General features: G+C 62.0%; 21 protein-coding genes. 10 read left to right on the plus strand and 11 right to left on the minus strand.

Annotated elements, in window-relative coordinates:
* Nucleotides 1-25: 25 nt before the first annotated feature.
* Nucleotides 26-1,315, minus strand: a complete 1,290-nt coding sequence (locus tag AB6804_RS21060) for an MFS transporter (RefSeq protein WP_370888101.1) — start codon at nt 1,313-1,315, stop codon at nt 26-28.
* Nucleotides 1,316-1,702: 387 nt separating this feature from the next.
* Between AB6804_RS21060 and AB6804_RS21065 the strand changes: the two genes are divergently transcribed.
* Nucleotides 1,703-3,658, plus strand: coding sequence for a Cache 3/Cache 2 fusion domain-containing protein (locus AB6804_RS21065; protein WP_370888102.1), 1,956 nt, complete (start codon nt 1,703-1,705; stop codon nt 3,656-3,658).
* A gap of 381 nt (nt 3,659-4,039) precedes the next feature.
* Nucleotides 4,040-4,297, plus strand: a complete 258-nt coding sequence (locus AB6804_RS21070) for a hypothetical protein (protein ID WP_370888103.1) — start codon at nt 4,040-4,042, stop codon at nt 4,295-4,297.
* A 28-nt stretch (nt 4,298-4,325) separates the two neighbouring features.
* Here the strand turns inward: AB6804_RS21070 and AB6804_RS21075 are convergent, their stop codons facing one another.
* The 3 genes from AB6804_RS21075 to AB6804_RS21085 form a co-directional block, all read right to left on the minus strand.
* Nucleotides 4,326-4,670, minus strand: a complete 345-nt coding sequence (locus tag AB6804_RS21075) for a response regulator (protein WP_244795999.1) — start codon at nt 4,668-4,670, stop codon at nt 4,326-4,328.
* Nucleotides 4,671-4,754: 84 nt separating this feature from the next.
* Entirely contained in the window at nt 4,755-5,549 is a 795-nt protein-coding gene (locus AB6804_RS21080) for an EAL domain-containing protein (RefSeq protein WP_370888104.1), read from the minus strand.
* Between the two features lie 83 nt (nt 5,550-5,632).
* Entirely contained in the window at nt 5,633-6,214 is a 582-nt protein-coding gene (locus tag AB6804_RS21085) for a hypothetical protein (RefSeq protein WP_370888105.1), read from the minus strand.
* Between the two features lie 325 nt (nt 6,215-6,539).
* Here AB6804_RS21085 and AB6804_RS21090 point away from each other — a divergent pair, with 325 nt between their 5' ends.
* Together AB6804_RS21090 and AB6804_RS21095 are read left to right on the plus strand one after the other, a co-directional pair.
* Nucleotides 6,540-6,743, plus strand: coding sequence for a cold-shock protein (locus AB6804_RS21090; RefSeq protein ID WP_008347993.1), 204 nt, complete (start codon nt 6,540-6,542; stop codon nt 6,741-6,743).
* 232 nt (nt 6,744-6,975) lie between these two features.
* Nucleotides 6,976-7,395 (plus strand): hypothetical protein, encoded by a 420-nt coding sequence (locus AB6804_RS21095; RefSeq protein WP_370888106.1) that lies wholly within the window; start codon nt 6,976-6,978, stop codon nt 7,393-7,395.
* On the opposite strand, the gene AB6804_RS21100 is transcribed toward AB6804_RS21095, so the two are convergent.
* Nucleotides 7,366-7,575: a hypothetical protein gene (locus AB6804_RS21100; protein ID WP_370888107.1), complete on the minus strand. Its 210-nt coding sequence runs from the start codon at nt 7,573-7,575 to the stop codon at nt 7,366-7,368. The two genes, AB6804_RS21095 and AB6804_RS21100, sit on opposite strands and share 30 nt — an antisense overlap.
* Before the next feature lie 38 nt (nt 7,576-7,613).
* The gene (locus tag AB6804_RS21105) at nt 7,614-8,381 is read right to left on the minus strand and encodes a sulfite exporter TauE/SafE family protein (RefSeq protein WP_370888108.1); all 768 of its coding nucleotides are present in this window, start codon (nt 8,379-8,381) and stop codon (nt 7,614-7,616) included.
* Between the two features lie 81 nt (nt 8,382-8,462).
* Between AB6804_RS21105 and AB6804_RS21110 the strand changes: the two genes are divergently transcribed.
* On the plus strand, nt 8,463-9,347 hold the full coding sequence (locus AB6804_RS21110; protein ID WP_370888109.1) for a LysR substrate-binding domain-containing protein: 885 nt from the start codon (nt 8,463-8,465) through the stop codon (nt 9,345-9,347).
* Here the strand turns inward: AB6804_RS21110 and ppk2 are convergent, their stop codons facing one another.
* Both ppk2 and AB6804_RS21120 read right to left on the minus strand, forming a co-directional pair.
* Entirely contained in the window at nt 9,348-10,412 is a 1,065-nt protein-coding gene (gene ppk2, locus AB6804_RS21115; protein WP_370888136.1) for a polyphosphate kinase 2, read from the minus strand. It abuts the gene before it with no gap.
* Between the two features lie 75 nt (nt 10,413-10,487).
* Nucleotides 10,488-10,709: a YdcH family protein gene (locus AB6804_RS21120; RefSeq protein ID WP_035960167.1), complete on the minus strand. Its 222-nt coding sequence runs from the start codon at nt 10,707-10,709 to the stop codon at nt 10,488-10,490.
* 240 nt (nt 10,710-10,949) lie between these two features.
* Between AB6804_RS21120 and AB6804_RS21125 the strand changes: the two genes are divergently transcribed.
* From AB6804_RS21125 to AB6804_RS21135, 3 genes are all read left to right on the plus strand, one after another.
* On the plus strand, nt 10,950-11,258 hold the full coding sequence (locus tag AB6804_RS21125) for a hypothetical protein (protein ID WP_370888110.1): 309 nt from the start codon (nt 10,950-10,952) through the stop codon (nt 11,256-11,258).
* A gap of 290 nt (nt 11,259-11,548) precedes the next feature.
* Complete coding sequence (locus AB6804_RS21130) at nt 11,549-12,922, plus strand: sigma 54-interacting transcriptional regulator (protein ID WP_370888111.1); 1,374 nt, start codon at nt 11,549-11,551, stop codon at nt 12,920-12,922.
* 146 nt (nt 12,923-13,068) lie between these two features.
* Complete coding sequence (locus AB6804_RS21135) at nt 13,069-13,950, plus strand: oxaloacetate decarboxylase (RefSeq protein WP_370888112.1); 882 nt, start codon at nt 13,069-13,071, stop codon at nt 13,948-13,950.
* Between the two features lie 21 nt (nt 13,951-13,971).
* On the opposite strand, the gene AB6804_RS21140 is transcribed toward AB6804_RS21135, so the two are convergent.
* Nucleotides 13,972-14,271, minus strand: coding sequence for a DUF4148 domain-containing protein (locus AB6804_RS21140; RefSeq protein WP_370888113.1), 300 nt, complete (start codon nt 14,269-14,271; stop codon nt 13,972-13,974).
* Between the two features lie 223 nt (nt 14,272-14,494).
* On the opposite strand from AB6804_RS21140, the gene AB6804_RS21145 reads away from it, so the two are divergent.
* Entirely contained in the window at nt 14,495-14,788 is a 294-nt protein-coding gene (locus tag AB6804_RS21145; RefSeq protein WP_035960426.1) for a DUF1330 domain-containing protein, read from the plus strand.
* Between the two features lie 47 nt (nt 14,789-14,835).
* Here AB6804_RS21145 and treA read toward each other — a convergent pair whose 3' ends face one another.
* Together treA and AB6804_RS21155 are read right to left on the minus strand one after the other, a co-directional pair.
* The gene (gene treA / locus AB6804_RS21150) at nt 14,836-16,476 is read right to left on the minus strand and encodes an alpha,alpha-trehalase TreA (protein ID WP_370888114.1); all 1,641 of its coding nucleotides are present in this window, start codon (nt 16,474-16,476) and stop codon (nt 14,836-14,838) included.
* Nucleotides 16,477-16,803: 327 nt separating this feature from the next.
* Nucleotides 16,804-17,964, minus strand: coding sequence for an aldose epimerase family protein (locus tag AB6804_RS21155; RefSeq protein WP_370888115.1), 1,161 nt, complete (start codon nt 17,962-17,964; stop codon nt 16,804-16,806).
* Between the two features lie 425 nt (nt 17,965-18,389).
* On the opposite strand from AB6804_RS21155, the gene AB6804_RS21160 reads away from it, so the two are divergent.
* Nucleotides 18,390-21,026 (plus strand): PAS domain-containing protein, encoded by a 2,637-nt coding sequence (locus AB6804_RS21160; protein WP_370888116.1) that lies wholly within the window; start codon nt 18,390-18,392, stop codon nt 21,024-21,026.
* Nucleotides 21,027-21,052 lie beyond the last annotated feature (26 nt).

Raw genomic sequence — 21,052 nt, forward strand, 5'->3', positions numbered from 1 at the left:
CGGCGCATGGCTTCAATGCTCGCGATCAGGCGTTGAGCTTCGCGGGCGTCATCTTCGGCGTGAGGACGTGCATCACGCCGAACGCCACGAGATACGCCAGTGCACCGATTGCGAAGAGCGCCCAGTACTGACCCGTGCGTTGCAGGACCTGACCGATTACTTCGGAAAACAGAACGCCGCCGATCGAGCCCGCCATGCCGCCGATACCGACGACCGCCCCGACCGCGCGCTTCGGGAACATGTCCGATGCCGTCGTGAAGAGATTCGCCGACCAGCCCTGATGCGCCGCCGCCGCAAGTCCGACGATGGCCACTGCCACCCACAGATCGTGCACTTGCGAAACGAACGCAATCGGCAACACGCAGCATGCGCAGATCAGCATCGCGGTTTTGCGTGCAGCATTCACACTCCAGCCCGAGCGCAGCAACGCCGATGAGATCCATCCGCCGCCGATGCTTCCGACCGTGGTGATCGCGTAAATCACGACGAGCGGCAGGCCGATATGCTGCATGTCCATGCCGCGCGATTCGTTCAGCCACTTCGGCAGCCAGAACAGGTAGAACCACCACACCGGGTCCGTCAGGAACTTGCCGACGATGAACGCCCACGTCTCACGCTTGCGGATCAGCACGCCGAAGCCCGGTGCGCCCGCTTTGGCGTTGCCGGCATCGGCGGCGGCGGCTTCGTCGCTTTCGAGCGCGAGGTCGTCGTCATGCGCGCTGCCGTCCGGCTGGCGATACATCACGAACCACACGGCGAGCCAGACGATGCCGATTGCGCCGACCATCACGAACGCCGCCCGCCAGCCAAAAGCGACAGCGAGCGCGGGGATGATCGCGGGTGCAAACACCGCGCCGATATTCGCGCCTGAATTAAAAATACCAGTTGCCAGCGCGCGTTCGCGGCGCGGAAACCACTCCGCCGTCGTCTTGATTGCCGCCGGGAAGTTGCCGCCCTCGCCGATGCCGAGCAGCGCGCGAACCATCGCGAAGCCCATCACCGAGCCGACCGCCGCGTGCAGCATGGCGGCGATGCTCCAGACGAACATCGCGAGCGCATAAGAGATGCGGGTGCCGAGCCAGTCGACGATACGCCCGAAGCACAGCAGGCCGATCGCATAGAACGCGGAGAAAGCGATCACGACGCGGCCGTACTGAACTTGCGTCCATCCGATGTCGTGCTGAAGCACGGGCGCGAGCAGACCGAGGATCTGCCGGTCCATGTAATTGATCACGGTCGCAAAGAAGAGCAACGCACACACGGTCCAGCGATAACGGCTCGCGGCCCGCGCGACGCCGACGACGGCTGTTTGCATGAAAGTCTCCGGTACGCGGCGGCGCTCGTCGGACCGCGTGTCTTGTTTCATGGACGGCGACGAGCGCCGTGGGCGCGGCGTCGTGCAAAGTGCGCGCGCCACTATTTTGGGAAAACGTTTTTCCGAAGGATATAGCCGTTGTGCGCCGAGGGACAGCCTAGGATTTTCCCTAGCTTTCCCCTGTCCGCACGGCGCAAGCGCCTGGGTGGGCTCACGCAGCGTCACTCGCCGCGTTAATCGTTTTCTGGCGGTCTAACCGATGATGTTCTTGCATGCGGCACGCTGCATGCCGCATGCAAAACGCCAAACCTGCCGATCGCTTTCTCAAGTCCCGGTGAAATTTGCCGATAAATACGGTGATTTCGGTTCAACTCTTAGTTTCTCTACATGCCTCTTATCAATCTGGCCCGAACGAGTGTCGGGACCAAGTTCGCCGCCCTTGCCTGCGCGCTGGCGGCTGTCGTCGTTGCCGCTTTTACACTCGCCGTCACCCGATCGGCGGGCGAGCAAATCGACGCCCACGCGATCGCTCGCGTCGAAAGTCAGAACCGGTCGATCGCCACGATGATCGGTCTCTACGACACTGCAGTGAGCGCCGAAGTCTCGCGCTTCATGACGATGTTCTCGAATCGCGTGCCCGGTAATTTCGCGCTCGACGAAGCGCATACGGTCGATATCGGCGGTGTTGCGACGCCGACCATCGTCGCCGGCGATAAAGCGTTGAACGGCGACTTCTCGATTCCCGATGCGTTTCTCGCCGAAAGCGGCGCCATCGCGACGATCTTCGCCCGCACCGGCGACGACTTCGTGCGCGTGTCCACGTCGCTCAAAAAGCAGGACGGCACGCGCGCCATCGGCACGCTGCTCGACCGTAAAGGCCCCGCCTACGGGCCAGTGTTCAGCGGGAAGCCGTATATCGGCATTGCGGCGCTGTTCGGCAAGCAGTACATCACCGAATACAAACCAGTGGCGGACGCTTCGGGCCGCATCGTCGGCGCGCTGTTCGTCGGCGTGGACGTGACTGCCGAAATGACTAGGCTGCAGGACGATATTCGCAAGCTGACCATCGGCGATAGCGGATATCACTTCGTCGTCGATGCCTCGAGCGGCACAAATCGCGGCAAGCTGCTCGTTCATCCCGGCCGAGAAGGGCAAGTGGCCGACGAACGCGTGGCGCCCTTCAAGCAGATGCTCGACACCCGCGAAGGCAAGCTCGCGTTCGACGGCGCCGACATCGACGGCTCGAATGCGCGCGTGCATGGCGGCGTGAAACAAGTCGTCTATATGACGGTGCCGCAGTGGAACTGGGTGATCGGCGGCATCGCCTATCGCGACGAGTTGCTGGCGAGCGTTCATGCAAGCCGCAATCGCTTCTTGCTGCTCGGGCTCGCGGTCATCGCGGCGCTCGTCGGCGTGCTGCTTTACGCGGTCAAGCGGCTCATAGGCCGTCCGATCGATGACGTCACGCGCGCATCCGAGCGTATCGCGGCGGGCGATCTGACCGTGCGCATCGACACTGCCCGCGAGGACGATATCGGTCGGCTGATGCGCTCCATCGACGGCATCGCACAGGGGCTCGCGGGCATCGTCGCGCAAGTGCGCAGCGCTTCAGCCGACATGACGGAGGGCACCGCGCGCATCGCGTCGGGCAGCAGCGACATCGCCACGCGCATCGCGACGCAGGCGGCGAGCGTCGAAGAGACGGCGGCCAGCATGGAAGAGATCACATCGACGGTGCAGCACAACGCCGCGAATACCGAACAGGCGGGCAGGCTCGTGTCGTCCGCGACGGACGCCGCGCGCGAAGGCGGCGAAGCGGTGGGCCGCGTCGTCCAGACGATGAACGAAATCGATGCATCCGCGCGACGCATTGCCGATATCACGTCGACGATCGAAGGCATCGCATTTCAAACGAACATTCTCGCGCTCAACGCGGCAGTCGAGGCGGCGCGGGCGGGCGAGCACGGCAAGGGCTTCGCGGTCGTCGCATCGGAAGTGCGCGCGCTCGCGCAACGGAGCGCGGCTGCGGTCAAGGAAATCGAAGCGCTAATCGCCGAATCGGCCGCGAGGGTTTCGCACGGCTACAAGATGGCCGAGCAGGCGAGCAGCACGATGACCGGCATCGTCGAGCGTGTGACGCGTGTCAATGCGCTCGTCGGCGACATCGGCGTGGCGTCGCGTGAACAGGCAAGCGGTATCGAACAGGTCAATAGCGCCGTCATGCTGATCGGTGAAGCCACGCAGCAGAACGCGGCGCTGGTCGGTGAGGCCGAGCAATCGACCGTCGAACTGCGTGGTCATGCCGATCGGCTTGCGCACGCGGTCAGCATGTTCCGCGTTTGATTTTTGAATTAGATGAAAAGCGGCGTTAGGAAGCCTTGAGTGCTGCAATGCTGTCCATCGCACGGTGGCAGCTTCACGCGCGAGGCGACGCTGATCGAGGTGCGCATCAACGGACAGAAAGCTCCTGCGCTGCAATGGCGACGTAATGGACGACATCTGTCCGCGCATGCTTCAGGCCGGTGCCGAACACGCTGTCGAATATGGCGGAGTCATTGCAGCACGCAGCCGAAGCCATTCAATGCAATTCTCTCAAGGCGCTCGCAAAGAAGGTACTGCCACGCAGCCTCGATCATCCTCAGCGAGCGCAAAGACGCAGCGCGTCAACCACTCGCGCAGCTGCCCACGCAGGCGTGCACTTCCGGTTCGCAGTAAACTGCATGAATGGAAAAGTGTCCTTACTGCGAGCGAACCCGCGACGAATGGGACTGTCACGGACAAACATGCCGCACCGCCATCGCACGCGCGCTGCGCCGACAGCGCATGGGTTTGCCGATGGTGCCCAAAGTCATACGCAATGAAATTCCTGCAGGCGCGAGCACCGGCGAGGTCATCACGCAGCTCTCGCGTCAGCGCTTGCGTGCGCGCCGCGCAAACGAAGAACGTCGCGCGCGCAAGGCCGCGGAAGACCAGGATCTGTAATTTCGATCCAGACGAAAACGCTCAGCGGTCAGCAGGCGTTGAGCACTGCTCTGAAGCCGTCGGCGGTAAATGGCTTGAGGAAGAAACCATCGAAGTGCTCTTGCGCCTCCTTCTGGTGCCGGTCATCGCCGGTGACCGCGACGACGCACGCGAGCTTGCTTGGCCCTGCCGCGCGCAAACGCCGGCATAGATCGCGGCCATCCACGTCGGGCAGGTTGAGGTCGAGAAAGATCGTATCGTAGCTGTTGGCTGCCGCGAGCAGCATCGCCTGGTGGCCGTCGTACGCGACGTGCGCGACATGCCCCAGCGATATCGCGAGATCTCTGAAGGCATCGCAAAGTCGGACGTCATCTTCTACAAACAGGACGAGCATGATCGGTCATCCAAAAGCGTTGATTCCCTCAGCATGCAGGGGCGTTGCTCTCGCATCGCTGTTCACGCAAAAAGCGAGCCACGCTCAGGCCGCGAACGATTCCGCGTTCAGCATCGGCACCGCCGCGAAAGCGGGCTTGGCGAAGAAATAGCCTTGCATGAGCCGGACGTCGTTGGCGGTGAAGAAATCGCGTTCGCCTTTTGTCTCGATGCCTTCCGCGATGACACGAATGCCCAGGTCGCGGCAAATGGCGAGCACGCCGCACACGATGCGCTGCCGCACCGAATCCGTGTCGACGCCGCGCACGAGATCCATGTCGAGCTTGATGATGTCCGGCTGAAAGTCCGCGAGCAGCGTCAGGCCGGAATAGCCCGCGCCGAAATCGTCGATGGCTGTCTGGAAGCCGAACCGCTTGTACGCGCGGAAAATATCGACGAGATGCGGCCGGCTGATGATGTCCTCGCCTTCCACCGTCTCGAAGATGATCCGCTCGATCGGGAAGTCGTGCTTCTCCGCGGCTTCGAACGTACTGCGGATACAGGCTTCCGGCCGATACACCGCATTCGGCATGAAGTTGATCGAGAGGAAGCCTTGCAGCCCGAGCTGCGCGGCCTGCGCGATGGCCGTCGTGCGGCAGCGCTGGTCGAAGTGGTAGCGGTTTGCTTCGCTGACCTTGCCGAGCACCGTACCGGCCGGCTCGCCTTGCGGTCCGCGCACCAGCGCTTCGTGTGCGTAAGCGAGGCCCGCCGCGACATCGACGATAGGCTGGAAAGCAAATGCCAGCGCGAGCTCGGAATCGGGATCCGTCTTGCACCCTGCACAGCCCGAAGAAACCGAATGAATGGCGACTGTGCTGACAGCGCCTTGTGCATCGTTCATGAAGTCTTGTCCTGTATCTTTGTCCGATTTGGCGCGTTACAGGATGTCAACATGACCGATCATGCAAGCGCCCATCAAGCGTTTTATCGGCATGTGCTTTTGGCTTCTTTAGCGTCTTCGGCATGTGCGCAACGTTCACGCATGACGTTCAAACGGATTGCATCGACACGGCCGCGTTTCGCCATAATTTCCATTGCCTCTAATGCGATTCGCGCGCCGCAGAGGGTGGCGGCCTTCGCATCGGCATCGAGTTCCAGCGCCTTCGCGCGTTGGACTGTACGCGTTCGCCATGTTGGGAGCAGCAGCGTCATCAGGATGGCGAAAAGCGCACCGGGAATGGATATGCGCCATAGGTCCTGTCCGGGCCATGCCGCAAACATGATGCACGGCCCCGCGATAAGCGCGGTGACGCCAAACACGGTCCTGGCGAGATCGAAGAGAAGCACGCTTCGTTGCGTGGCATGCCCCACTTCATGCGCAAGCACGAGACACAGCAGCGGCTCGGGCAACGCAAGCGTAGAGGTGTCCACCTCGATCCGATTGAACAGCGGCTCATAGCAAGGCCCGCTATGACTCGCGGCCAGTCGCACTGTAGGCGGCGCGATACCCAGAGTCGCCGCGTAGCGCGCAACGAGATGCATGACGTGTTGCTCGGCGGCTTCCATATGGACGGTAACGAAGTCATAGAGGAGGCCGCGCGTGCTGATTCGGGCCTTCATCCATTCTGAACTTAACAACGAGCTCCGTGAGTTCGACCGCCGCAGTGAATTGTTTTGTCCGTGACCGAACAGACGCGCTCGGGCGCAATGTGGAAAATTAAACCGACTGATTGCCATGCGACAGGTAATTTTTGGTTTTATGACGCCCGTGCGTCAATAAGCTAAGCAAAAACGCTTATTGGACCAAAATACCAAGGCATGGTAAAAATCAGTGTCGCTCGAAACGGCGAGCGCATCATCAACGTTTATTCGTCTCATAGGGTTTGGAAAAATGGCAACAGGTACGGTCAAGTGGTTCAATGATGCAAAGGGTTTCGGTTTCATCACGCCGGACGACGGCGGTGAAGACCTGTTTGCACATTTCTCCGAGATCCAGTCCAAGGGTTTCAAGTCGCTTCAAGAAAACCAGAAGGTGAGCTTCGAAGTCAAGCAAGGCCCGAAGGGCAAGCAGGCTTCGACGATCCAGCCGCTGTAATACGCGCGGTTTCGCATCGGTGCGCGACGGCCCTTCGGGGCCGTTTGTTTTTTTGTGCGCGCCATCGAACATCGCTATAAATCAGTAGAATCGCGCATCGGCCTGTGTGCCGTAACTATGCTGGAATCAACCTTTTCTTCGTATCCGTGTGAAGCCGCGAAGCAGTCGACAAGAATTCCGCGCCTGGGCGCGGCCAACAACAAGCGCATTGCTCGCCCTGCTCTGGTGCGTGATGTTGAACGCACATGGGCAATCGTTTGCCGTCAACGCACACGCGGCCCGCTTCGTGACTGCGGTCGTGATGAATGACTTCCACACGGCTCAGGCGGGCGGCGGCTACGTGTTCTCGTATGAGAAGCACGAAACAGAGTCGACGTTGACGGCCAAGCTCGAACGATGGTTCTCGGGCGCCGCGCCCGACGCGCTGCGAATGGAACCCGCCGAAAAGCAAACCCTCTTCGGCTTCTACTGGGCGGCCAGTATGATGCCCGCGAACTCGCCATGCTTCGAATCCATCGCCAACCCGTCATGCAGCGACGAGTTGTCGAAGTGGATGGCGCGCGAGTTCGCCGACGATCCCCGTTTCATTCGCGCCTATGAATCGGCGACAAAGCCGCTCGGCTTACCGCCGCTCATTCGAAACGCGCGCTGACGAGCGATGCCTGCGCCGGCGGCGTCGCGACTCACGGTCGATGCCGCGATGCGGCCGCTTGCCTGGCGCCGCCTGCTCGTCGATGGCTTCATCGGGGGCGTCGCGCATCCACGCGATCTTTGCGGCCACGCTTGCAAGCACGGAAAGCGCACCGATGGTCTCGAGCAGAGCAGCGATCATGATCGTTCGACAAGAATGATGAGGCGACAGCGACCGGTTCAGCGATGCGAGAGCATCGGTCCATAAGTCCGCACGAAGAACGCGACCGTGATGCCCGCGCTCACGAGCAGCGTCCCTGTTCTGATCAACGCGGGCGATGCGCGTCGACCCAGTTGCGCGCCGCCGTATCCGCCGGCGATCGCCGCAACGAGCATCGCGATAGTCTCGGGCCAGCGCACCGCATGGGCGACGGCGAACGTGACGACGGCAACCGAATTCGCCGCGCTGACGAGCAGCGTGCGCGGCGCGTTGAGGCTCTTGAGATCGCGGGTATCGAGCAGGCCCCACACGGCCATCATCATGATGCCGACCGCGCCTCCGAAGTAACCGCCATAGACGCCGAGCAAAAGCTGAATCGCGAGCACGGCGGGCGCTCCGATACGCCAGCGCTTGCGCAACAGTTCGCCGAGACGGCGGCCGAAGGCAAGCGCGAGACTCGCGCATAGCAGCAGCCAGGGCAGCAAGAACGAGAATGTCGATGACGATGTCGACAGCAACAGCGCCGCCCCGATCATTCCGCCGATGACCGTCGTGACGAGCATCGCGCGCATGGGCACGGAGCCGACGGGACCGAGGCCGTCGCGATACGCCCACGCGCTGACCACGCCGCCGGGAAACAGCGCCACCGTCGACGATGCGTTCGCCTGAACCGGCGGCACGCCTGCCGCGATCAGCGCGGGCAGGCTGACGAACGATCCGCCGCCGGCCAGCGCGTTCATCGCGCCCGCAATGAATCCCGCGACGATCACTACGATAAAAGGTTCCATGCGGCAAATCGTAGCGAGCACGGCGCGCGCTTACAATCTGGCATTTCCTATGCGAGGCTTCGGCGCGACCGAAGGCACGGCGTGCGTTTCGATCTCACCGACATGCGCCTGTTCCTGACCGTGATCGAACGCGGCAGCATCACGGCGGGCGCGCAAGCGATGCATCTCGCGCTGGCGTCCGCGAGTGAGCGGATTGCAGGCATGGAGGCCGCGCTGGGCGCCCCGCTTCTCGAGCGCAATCGACGCGGCGTGCAGGCCACCGCAGCGGGCGAGAGCTTCGTGCGCCACGCACGCATGATTCTTGGTCAGGTCGAGCAGATGCGCGGAGAGTTGCGCACCTATGCAACGGGTCTCAGAGGCCGCATCAAGCTCATGTCGAACACCGCGGCATTGGCCGCGTATTTACCGCCGCGCCTGACGCGGTTTCTCGCGGCTCATCCCGATCTGTCCATCGACCTCGATGAGCGGCCCAGCGCGGACATCGTGCAGGCGGTGATGGAAGGCCGCGCGGACCTCGGCATCGTCGCGGACATTACGGACCTCGGCGGAATCGAGACGCGGCTGGTGACGCAGGATCAGCTCGTCGTGGTGGCGAGCCGCACGCATCGCGTAGCTAAGGAAAGTGCGGTGGCGTTCGCCGATATCGTCGGCGAAGCGTTCGTCGGACTCGCGGATGCGGCGCTCGAAATGCATCTCGCCGAGAAGGCGTCGCGGCTTGGCAGGCAGCTCAATTACCGCATCCACATGCGAAGCATCGATAACGTCGGCATGCTGGTCGAAGCGGGCATTGGCATCGCGATACTCTCGCGTGCATCGGCGCAACTGCTCGGCCGTCCCGAGCTTGCCATTGCGCCGCTGTCCGAGCCGTGGGCCGCGCGCCGGCTGCATGTGTGCGCGCGTTCCTTCAATGCCCTCACGCCGCAAGCGAACCTGCTCGCTCACGCGATCATGGCCGACGACGCCTGATCAGAAAGCGCGTCCCACGATGAGCGGATCGACGGGGCCGATCGTCCGGATATCGCGATTTGCATAGGGCAAGCGATGCAGCACATACCGCATGGCGTTCAGCCGCGCGCGCTTCTTGCAGTCCGACCGCACGACGGTCCACGGCGTGTCGGCCGTATCGGTATGAGCGAACATCGCTTCTTTTGCCGCGGTGTAGCCGTCCCACTTGTCCAGCGAAGCAAGGTCCACCGGACTCAGTTTCCATTGCTTGAGCGGATGAACTTCACGCTCCTTGAAGCGGCGACGCTGTTCCGCGCGGCTGACGGAAAACCAGAACTTGACGATGTGCACGCCGCTTTGCGTGAGATGACGCTCGAATGCCGGCACCTGCTGCATGAACGCGTCGTACTCCTGGTTCGTGCAGAAGCCCATCACACGCTCGACGCCCGCGCGGTTGTACCAGGAGCGGTCGAACATGACGATCTCGCCCGCGGTCGGCAGATGCTCCACGTAACGCTGAAAATACCATTGGCCGCGTTCTCGCTCGGATGGCTTTTCCAGCGCGACGACACGCGCGCCGCGAGGATTCAGATGCTCCATGAATCGCTTGATCGCGCCGCCCTTGCCCGCCGCATCGCGGCCTTCGAACAGAATGACGACGCGCTGGCCCGTTTCCTTCACCCACGCCTGGAGCTTGAGCAACTCCACTTGCAGCCGATACTTCTGCTTCTCGTACGCTTGCCGCGACATGAGATGCTTGTACGGATAGCCGCCGTGACGCCAGCCGGCCGATAGTTCGTCATCCCTATTATGACGGCGGGAGCCGCGCACACCGAGCGGCGACATGCCGTCGAGCAGATGCGCGCGCAAGGTGGCGATTTCGTCCGGCGAAAGGCCGCCCATCAACGCCTTCATCGTGTCGATGCGCGTCTCGCTGCTGTTCGATGCCGCGTTCGCCAGCACGTCTTCCATGCTGCTGGAAATGAGTTCGTTCGCGGCATCGATTGCCTCTTGCGTCTCACGACTCTCGAATTGCGCGGGCGTCTCGACGACGCCGACGCCGCCGTCGAAGTCTTCTTTCGCAATGTCCTGCGAGGCTTTGCTCGCACGTCCCTCGGATGCGCGTGTGCTTCTCACGTTCGATCTCTCCCTATCCCTGCTTCAGGCGGCTTGCGCGGCTTTTCGCAGCACGACGTACATCTTGTCCTTCAGAAGCAGCTTCTCCTTTTTGAGCGATTCGATCGTGAACGAATCTGCGGGCGTTGCGCCGGACTCCATGTTTTGAATTTCATGGTCCAGTTGATTGTGGCGCTCGAAGAGCTTCGAGAAGTGCCCGTCTTCGGTCTTCAGGCGAGAAATGAGGTCACGGTATTCGGGAAACATGCAAGTCTCCAGTGCATGGTTGCTTTAGGTCTACGTAGTACATCTTACCGACTGAAGACCGCGCTTTCGTCTCGTTTCTGCACAGTGGCGTGCGTGAAAACGCCGCAGCATGCTCGGGCCTTCGTCAAGCGATAAAAGCGATGCGCCGCCTAGGCACAAACCCTCCTGCCCCCAGGCAAGTTGCTTGCGCACGATGAATTGGCCTGCTGGGCGCATCGAGCGCCGATCGTGGAGGGCATCATGAGAAGCAATCGCATCGCCGTTGCGTCACTCGCGCTAGGTGTAGCCGCAGTCTTCATCGTCGAAGCCGCACACGCCGATAACCGCGCCGCGCAAAAGCTCGGGCAGATCGGCGTCATCAATCAGACGCTGCAGCCGAAACCGCCGAAGTCGTCGCCGGGCGCGTACTCGAATTCGCCGAACACGAATGCGCCCACCCCGGCTTACACGGGCAACACGGCGAATAATGCAAATGCCGCGAACGCCGCAAATTCAGCCAATGCCGCCGCGAATGCGCGCGCCGGCGCAACAATGCGCAACGGCGAATGAATTAGAGGGTTTACCCTCGACAGAACAAATGCGACAAATCTACCGCTTTGTCGGCCGAGTAAAACATTCCGCCCGCTCGCCCTTATCTGGCGGCGCTTTGTCGTTAAATGCGTGCATCTTCACTGCAGATAAGTACGGCCGTTTCGCAAAATGTGCTCAAGCGTTTTCAATCGCAATGCTTAGACCAATGTAAACATTTAAAAGATGCGTATCGTTTGCGCCGCTTTTTGCCTCGGCGATTCCAATGGATACTGTGCTTACAAACACACAAATATCTGAGAGAAGAAGCCATGTACGGGGAACCCAGAACGCTCTACTACGCCGGACGTACCGTTTCGGAGGACTTGTCCGAACGACTGCACGCACGCGGCTGGAAGATCGAATACGTCAATCCCGCGAAACAGGGCAAATTGTCGAGGCACGGAAAGGGCGCTGCGGCCGGCATCGTGGACTTGACGAGCGGCGAATGCGCGAAAGATATCGCCGCCCTTACCGCTTTGCTCGCGGGCTATCGAATCGGCTGGGTCGCGACGGTCGCTGCCTCTCAGGCCGACGATCCCGAACTATGCCGGCTGATACGCGACTACTGCTTCGATTACGTCACGGTGCCTTCGTCGTCGGACCGCATCGTCGATGCCGTGGGTCACGCTTACGGCATGGTCTCCTTGCACGATGCAGCCAGCAATGATCCGCTCAGGTCCGATTCAGCCGAAGGCGGCATGATCGGCGACTGCGAACCGATGAAGGCGTTGTATCGCTCGATTCGCAAAGTCGCCATGACCGACGCGCCCGTCTTCATCTCAGGCGAATCGGGCACCGGCAAGGAACTGACGGCGCATGCCATCCACGAACGCTCGGCGCGCCGTGCGCAGCCGTTCGTCGCGATCAATTGCGGCGCGATCCCTCCACATCTGTTGCAGTCCGAACTATTCGGCTACGAACGCGGCGCATTTACCGGCGCGAATCAGCGCAAGATCGGCCGCGTCGAAGCGGCGGACGGCGGCACGCTTTTTCTCGACGAAATCGGCGATTTGCCGCTCGAAAGCCAGGCGAGCCTGCTGCGTTTTCTACAGGAGCGCAAGATTGAACGGCTAGGCGGCCAAGGCTCGACGCCCGTGGATGTCCGCATCATTTCGGCGACGCACGTCGACATGCAAAGCGCGATGCTCGCAGGACGTTTTCGCGCTGACCTGTACCACCGTTTGTGCGTGCTGCAGATCGACGAACCGCCGTTGCGCGTGCGAGGCAAGGATATCGAGCTGCTCGCCGAGCATATGCTCGAACGCTTCCGCAAGGATGCGAGCCGGCGGCTGCGCGGCTTCTCGCCTTGCGCCATCGCGGCGCTTCACAACTACAACTGGCCGGGCAACGTTCGTGAGCTGATCAATCGCGTGCGACGCGCCATCGTCATGTGCGAAGGCCGGCAGATTCTCGCGAGCGACCTCGAACTCGGCGATTACGTCGAAGCCGCGCCGACGACGCTTGCTCAGGCACGCGAAGCGGCGGAGCGGCAGGCGATCGAAGTGGCGCTGCTGCGTCACCGGGGACGGCTCGGCGAAGCAGCCGATGAACTGGGCATCTCGCGCGTGACGCTGTATCGGATGCTCACGGCGTACGGCTTGCGCGCGAAAGCGGATCGGCCGCTTCAGGTCTCGGGCGGTTAGCGCATCCGGCAAGCGCAACGGAAATAGAACGGGCTTTGGCGTTAGCGCCGAAGCTCCGTACGCTTTAACATGGCGGGCTATGGCATGCACTGCACATCGGCATGGCGTGCCTCGACGCCCGATCTTCTATTTCCGGATATTCAGCCATGACCACATCTTCTTCCCGCCGCCGCGCCGCGTTCCGTGAACTGGTGAATGCACGCCGTGGCCTGCTCCTGCCGGGCGCATTCAACGCAATGAGCGCGCGCGTCGCCGCCGATCTGGGATTCGAGGCGCTTTACATCACCGGCGCGGGCGTCACCAACATGTCGCTCGGCATGCCGGACCTCGGCTTCATCGGGCTTGCGGAAGTGGCGGAACACACGACACGCATCCGCGACGCCGTCGATCTGCCGCTCGTCGTCGATGCGGATACCGGCTTCGGCAACGCACTGAACGTGCGCCACACGATACGAACGCTCGAGCGCGCGGGCGCCGACGCGGTTCAACTCGAAGATCAGGTGATGCCGAAGAAATGCGGCCACTTCGCGGGCAAGGCCGTCATCTCGACGAACGAGATGGTCGGCAAGATTCGCGCTGCCGTGGATGCACGCGAGGACGAGAACTTTCAGATTATCGCGCGCACGGATGCCTGCGCGGTCGAGGGCTTCGATGCCGCGATCGAACGCGCGAACAAGTTTGTCGAAGCGGGCGCGGACATTCTCTTCATCGAAGCGATTGAAACGCAAGAGCAGATTGCGTCGTTGAATAAGCTCGTCGCGGCGCCGCAATTGATCAACATCGTGATCGGCGGGAAAACGCCCGTGACGGGCCGCGATGAATTGCAGCGGCTGGGCTTCAGCCTCGTGCTGTATGCGAACGCGGCTTTGCAGAGCGCGGTGCGCGGCATGCAGACGGCGTTGGGTGCGCTCAAGGAGCATGGCAGGCTCGACGAAGATCCTGCTATCGTCGCGCCCTTTGCAGAGCGCCAGAGACTCGTCGACAAACCTCTGTTCGACGAGCTCGATCGCAAATACGCCGCAGACTAAACCATCTGCCGGCTGGTGCGCTTAGCGCGTGTACATCGCGTTCCAGTCGGCTTGCGAGACGCCGCTTCCCGACTGCGCCGTGCCATTCGACGCACCGCCATAAGCGGTCGCGCCCTGACGAGCCGCGAGCTTCGCTTCGGCTTGTTGAATGGCTTGCGGGTAATGCGCCTGATCGCCGTCGCCGGCGCGATAACCGACGCTTTGCAGTTCCGCGAGTTCGGCACGGACCTGAGCGCGCGTGAGCTGGCTGCCCTGCGCGAACGACAAAGCGGGAACAACGAGAGCGGTTGCGATAACTACTGCGCGAATTGAAGACTTCATTTTCTAGACTCCAGTGATTGGGTGCTTGCCCCGTGCGCTGCGCGTCGAAGCAATGAACGAAGTCTAGGCTCATCGTTTTCCCGGGTTAACCCCTAGCCAAGGAAAGCACTCTTCACTGGATTGCGCAGAATCGCGTGCATGAAATCAAACCCGATTTTTTGCTATGCTCGCCCTCGCATCGACGCATCGCGCCAAGGCGCTCAACGAAAAACAGGAGATTCAGATGGCTAAAGCATATTGGGTCAGTGCATACCGCAAGATTCACAAGCCCGAGCAGGTCGCGGAATATTCGAAGCTCGCGACGGTAGCGATCAAGGAAGCGGGCGGACGTCCGCTGGCTCGCGGCGTCGCATCGACGGTGCACGGCGCAGGCATCGCGGAGCGCACGGTGTTGATCGAATTCGATTCGCTCGAACAGGCACTCGCCACGTTCAACGGCGAGAAGTATCAGGAAGCGTTGCGCGTGCTCGGCGACGCCTGCGAGCGCGACTTCCGCGTCGTCGAAGGGCTGGAGTAAGCATCACGCGCGAGGCGGCGCAACGCATGCCGCCTCGCGGCGCGCGGCTATTGTCCGGGCGCGTAGAGATCCAGTAGACGCAACGTCACGCCGTTCGTCCATCCGAAGCCATCCTGCAGCTGGTATTCTCCGCCCCCGCCGCCGCCCGTCCCCGTTCCTTCCACGATGTACTTCTCCACGAGCTTTTGCTGCGTGGCATAGACGTTATTCACGTCGCTCAGGAAGCGCGTGCCGATCTGCTGCGCGAGATCCCCACGGCCATAACGGCGCAATCCCTGCACGGCGATCCAGTGCAGCGGCGCCCAGCCATTCGGCGCGTCCCACTGTTGCGTGGTGTTATACGTCGTCGTCGTGAGTCCGCCGGGTTTGAGCAGCAAGGTCTCCACGGTATGTGCGGTGACATGCGCGCGATCCGGCCACGCCGCCCCTGCAAACAACGGATAAAGCATTGCCGCCGATGGATTGTTGCGCGGCTGCCCGAGCTTCCAGTCGTAGTCGCCGTAATAGCCGTTGCTGTTCCAGAGATACTTGTTGATGCCAATGGCGCGTTTCGCCGCCTTGCCGATGAATTCAGCGACGCATCCGAAGTCGCGCACTTCGCCGCAGCCCCGCGCGATCGTCGTTTCCAGATGGAACATCAGGCTGTTGAGGTCGATGGGCACGATCGACGTCGTGCGGATCGTCGCAAGCGTCTGGTTGTCGCCGAACCAGCGGGAACTGAAATCCCAGCCGCTTTCCGCCGCCGCGCGCAAATCGCGATACACCTCGTTCGCGGGGCGGTCATGGACGGCGCTGGCAGTCGTCACGTCCTGAAGATACGATTCGTCGCGCGGCGTGTCGCGCTCGTCCCAGTAGCGGTTGAGCACGGTACGGTCGGGCAGCATGACCACGTTGCGCACCGCGCCGCCCGGCTCGAGCGAATGCGCGCCTTTCATCCAGTAGTGATACTCGCGGCGCATTTGCGGCAAATAACGCTGATACACGCGTCCGCCTTCCTTGTGCGCGGCAAGTTCCACCATGTACGAGAAGAACGGCGGCTGCGAGCGGCTCACATAGTAAGAGCGATTGCCGTTCGGAATATGGCCGATGGTATCGATCAGATAGGCGAAGTTGTCGAGCATGTTGTCGACGAGATCTTCACGGCCGGCTTCCTGAAGACCAAGCATCGTGAAATAGGTGTCCCAGTAATAGCCTTCGCGAAAGCGCCCGCCCGGCACGACGTAAGGCTTGGGCATCGGGATGAGCGTGCTGTAGGGCGGCACCGTCGACGTATTGCGAGTCAGCGCGGGCCATAGCCAGTTAATGTGATCGCGCAGTGTCTGATTCGGCGGCGGTGTGATGACCTGATCGGTCGGCGGCGTGAAATACTGCGCGACGAACGCCGAGAGGCTGAAGCCCGGCACCGCGCGTTGTTGCAGATAGAGCGCGTTGATTTGCGCAGGGGCTATTTTCGGCGTGGCATCGACGAAAGTCTTCTGGTCCGGATAAATCTGCTGCGTCTGCACGGCGACGAAAAGCTCGCCATATAACTCACTGGGCGGCGGCGGGACGACATAGCCGTTTTGCGCATCGGCATGAGCGACGCTTGCCGCGCTCAACAGAATCCACGCACCCAGCAGGCGGCGCGCATCATGCGCCAGGTGCTGCGACGCATCACGCGCCTGACGATACCGCGACAGTACGATCATGTTCACTCCTTAAAGGGCGACGACCCGGACTGGTCCCGCACGCGCCTTTCGTTTTCATTGGATATGAAGCACAGCGAAGCATCGCACGTTCTGATGGTCGGTGGCAATGGATTCGCGTCTTTGACGATCGCGTATGAAAGTGCTAGCGCGAAGGGGCCTCGCGCTGCATCGAGCGTTTTCATTTTCATTGCACGCGTGATGCGAAAGGTTGACGTAAAGCCCGAGGTCGCTTACGTCGCAGCGGGCTTCACCGCGCATGGACCGCTCGATGAAGGTGCGGTCGGTGTTGCGGACGACCGTATCGGTTGCTCGCGCAAGCGCAGCGTGTCAACGCACGCCAAACTTCCAGACCGTGACTTCGTGATACTCATCCCCGGGCCGAAGTTCGGTGGACGGGAAAGACGGACGGTTCGGCGAATCAGGGAAATGCTGGGCTTCGAGCGCGAAGCCGTCGGTCTGACGGTATGTGGTTCCGGAAACGCCGGCCACGCTGCCATCCAGTCCATTCGATGTATAGAACTGCAAGCCTGGCTGCGTCGTATACACATCGAGCACGCGGCCGCTCGCGGGATCATAGGCGCGTGCGGCGAAGGCAGGTTCGCCGTCGCGCTGTCCCGGCTTCTCGAGCTTGAAGTTCTGGTCGTAGCCGCGCGCATGACGCAACTGGGGAAACGACGAGCGCAGGCGCGCGCCGATCGGCGTCAGTGCGCGCAGGTCGAGCGGCGTGCCTTCGACGGATGCGATCTCGCCCGTTGGTATCGAATCGGCGCGCGTGGGCGTATAAGTGGACGCGGCGATCATGATGAGTTGCCCTTCCACGCTTCCGCTGCCCTCGCCCGCCAGATTGAAGTAACTGTGATTCGTGAGATTGACGACGGTCGGCTTGTCCGTCTTCGCGCGATAGTCGATACGCACTTCGTTATCGTCGGTCAACGTGTACGTCACGTCGACAGTCAACGTCCCGGGGAAGCCGTTCTCGTTGTCCGGGCTGACATAGCGCAATTGCACGCCCGCGACCGTGTTGTTCTGAAACGTACGCACGACGGTCCAGAACCTTTCATCGAAGCCGCGCGGTCCGCCGTGCAGCGTGTTGGGCGGATCGTTGATGGGCAGTTGATAGGTCCGGCCGTCAATCGTGAAGCGTCCTTGTGCGATGCGATTCGCATAGCGGCCGATGACGCTGCCGAAATGGATGTTGCCGTTGTATCGCTCGTAATCGGCAACGGAGCCGAAGCCGAGGACGACATCCGCGCGGCGTCCGCGTCTGTCGGGCGCATCGATTCGCGTGACGATGGCGCCATAGGTCATGCAGGTTATCGACAGGCCACGCGAGTTCGCGAGCGTGTATTGCACGACGGGCTGGCCTTGCTGCGTCGCGCCAAAAGGTGCGGACGTGATGGTCGCCGCATCAGTGGACAAACTGCCTACAACAAAGAACGCGATCGATGCGGCCCAGTGTGCAGCGGCGCGCCGGGAAAACGTGGTCATAAGTGTTTGACGAGGCAAGCGAGGCTCGAAGGTTCTTTGCAGCATCGACCATACCCAAGGTGTTAAGGCACAACCAGGCGTCAGGCACGCGTGATGCAACCAGCGCCCTGAGCAACACGCTCATCCAATGACAGAAGGAGTGCATATGACCGAGTCAACCGATCGCCCAACGCCGCCCAGGCAGACCACCACGGGCCCGACTACTGCGGATCGACGCTTGAGCGACGAACAAAAGCAGAACCTCACGAACGAACCCGATCCGCCACAGGAGAACAAAGGCCAGCCGTTGCCGGATCCGAACGCGGTCGGCGAAGCGGGTTGAACGCATCAAACGCACGGCCGTGCGTGCGTCTGTGAATGCGATGTGGTATCCGTACGCAGAAAGCAACGACGCGCCGCGCCGTTCAACCGCAGCAAGGACGACCATGTACGATCCTGCTCACTTTCTTCCCTCGTTCGTATGGCGGGCGGCGCGCGACGGATTCATTCAGTACGCGAATCCGTGGGCGTGCCGCTATCTGGGCCTTGCGTCTGAGGAATTGGTCGGCAGGCATTGGCGCGAATTCATTCATCACCAGGACGAAGAGCTGGTGCGCGACGCCGTGCGTCAAATGCGCAACGACACGCTCCTGAATAACGTCGACGTCCGCCTCTTGCGCGCGGACGGCGAATTCCGCTGGCATACGCTCCATCTTCAGGCGCGGCGCGACGAAGAACAGCGCATCGCCGATACCGTCGGCGTCGCCATCGACATTCACGAATGCCGGCATGCCTGGGAGCTTTACGAAGCAAGCGAGCGGCGTCTTCAGTCGGCCTTCGCGGGCGCGCGCATGGGCGCGTGGGAATGGGACATGACGACGCGCGTCGTGCGCATGACGCAGCAACTCGCGGCGATGTACTCGTTTCCGGCAGGCACTGAAACCGCCATGCTCTCGGAGATATGGGACCGCGTCGCACCCGAGTCTCGCGAACTCTTTCAACGCAATCTCGCGCAGGCGCTGCGCGACGGCGGCCCGTTCGAATTCGACTTCATGCTCGACGGCGGCCCCGCTACCCGCCGATGGCTGCGCATGCGAGGCAATCCCGAATTCAATTCGCGCGGCACGCTGGTACGCGTGTATGGCGTGAGTTTCGATATCAGCGAGCAACGCGCCGATGAAGAGCGCCTGAGCCTCAGCGAGCGGCGTTATCGCGCGCTCGTGGAATCGACGGGTGCGCTCATCTGGTCCGCCGACGCCAACGGCGAGATTCATCCGTCGAGCGGCGACTGGGAGAACTTCACGGGCGCGCGGCACGAGCGACTGGCGCGCTGGGGCTGGCTCGACTTCGTTCATCCCGATGACCGCGAGCAGACGCGCGAGGCATGGCTCGAGGCCGTGCATCAGGGCGGCCCGACGACGCTCACATTCCGCATGTATCGGAGGGATGGCGTCTATCGCATGGTGCAGGCGCAGGCGGCGCCGCTTTACGACGAGCAAGGCCATCTGCAGGAATGGTTCGGCACCACGACCGATGTCACGCCGCGATACGAAGCGCAAGCGGCGATAGAAGCACGCAGCCTGCGCCTCACGGTTGCGATGCAGGCCGCGAAGATTCATATCATTTCGCTGGAACTGGCTACGTGGTCATTGATGTTCGAGACCGTCGGCAAGCTGCGCACGGAGCCGATCGAAACGATCACCTATGAAGCGGCGCTGGCCCGCGTGCATCCCGACGATGCGCCGACGCTCGACCGCTTCGTGCGCCGTCTTGCGGCCGGCGAAGATCCCCACGAGCAGTTCGAATTTCGCGTGAAAGACGAACAAGCCGAGCGATGGATGCAAGGCAGCGCGCTGCTTCAGCGTGGCAAGGACGACAAGCCGCTGCGCATCATCGGCAGCCTGATCGACATTACCGAGCGCAAGCACATGGAACTGGTGCTGCGCGAATCGGGCCGCCGCAAGGACGAATTTCTCGCGATGCTCGCGCACGAACTGCGCAACCCGCTCGCGCCGCTGCGCACCGCCATCGCGCTGTTGCAGAAGGACGAAGGCGTATCCGCGCGCACGAGTGAGCTTGTCGAACTGATGCGCCGGCAGGTCGAGCACATGACGCGCATCGTCGATGACCTGCTCGAAGTGTCGCGGATCACGCAAGGACGTATCGCGTTGAAGACAGAGCCGGTGCTCGTCGGCACGGCCGTCTATCACGCGGTCGAAGCCATCGCCGCAATGGTGGAAGCGCGCAAGCAGCGCATACAGGTCGATGTCCCCGATGCGACCACCTGGGTGTGCGGCGACGTCACGCGTCTCTCGCAGATACTCGTCAACGTGCTCAACAACGCCACCAAATACACGCCGGAGCAAGGGCAAATTTCGGTCAGCGTGCAGGCCGAGCAGGACTGGGTGTCCATCGTGATCGCCGACACGGGCACGGGCATCTCCGCCGATCTTCTGCCGAAAGTGTTCGAGCTTTTCTCGCAAGGCGAGCGCACGCTGGACCGCTCGAATGGCGGACTCGGCATCGGGCTATCGCTCGTGAAGAAGCTGGTCGAAATGCACAAGGGGACCATCACCGTGCAAAGTCCGGGGCCGGGCCTCGGCACGACCGTGACCGTGCGCCTGCCACGGCTGCATCATCACGAACGGCATTCGGCGCTCGCGCTGTCCGAAGCGGGTTCCATAGGCACGCAAGCCGCGTTGCGCGTGCTGATCGTGGACGACAATCGCGACGCCGCGGACTCTCTCGCGATGCTGTGCGAATCCGAGGGACATGTCACGCGCGTGGCGTATTCGTCGGAGGAAGCGCTGGCGGCATCGCAGTTCGAAGCCGATGTCGCGTTGCTCGATATCGGCCTGCCGGACATCGACGGATACGAGCTTGCGCGCCGCTTGCGACGCAAGGGCGCGAGCGCACCGCTGCTCGTCGCGATCACCGGATATGGACAAGCGGAAGACCGCTTGCGCGCGCAATCCGCAGGCTTCGATTATCACTTCGTCAAACCCGTCAACGTTGAGAGCCTGCTGAAGCTGTTGTCTTCCCTCACCGCCGACCGCCCCGCCGGACGCACCGCGGAACGATGATTGCTTTGCCCGTGTCACTGAAACTC

It is taken from the genome of Caballeronia sp. RCC_10 (assembly GCF_041360715.1).
Lineage (GTDB): Bacteria > Pseudomonadota > Gammaproteobacteria > Burkholderiales > Burkholderiaceae > Caballeronia > Caballeronia grimmiae.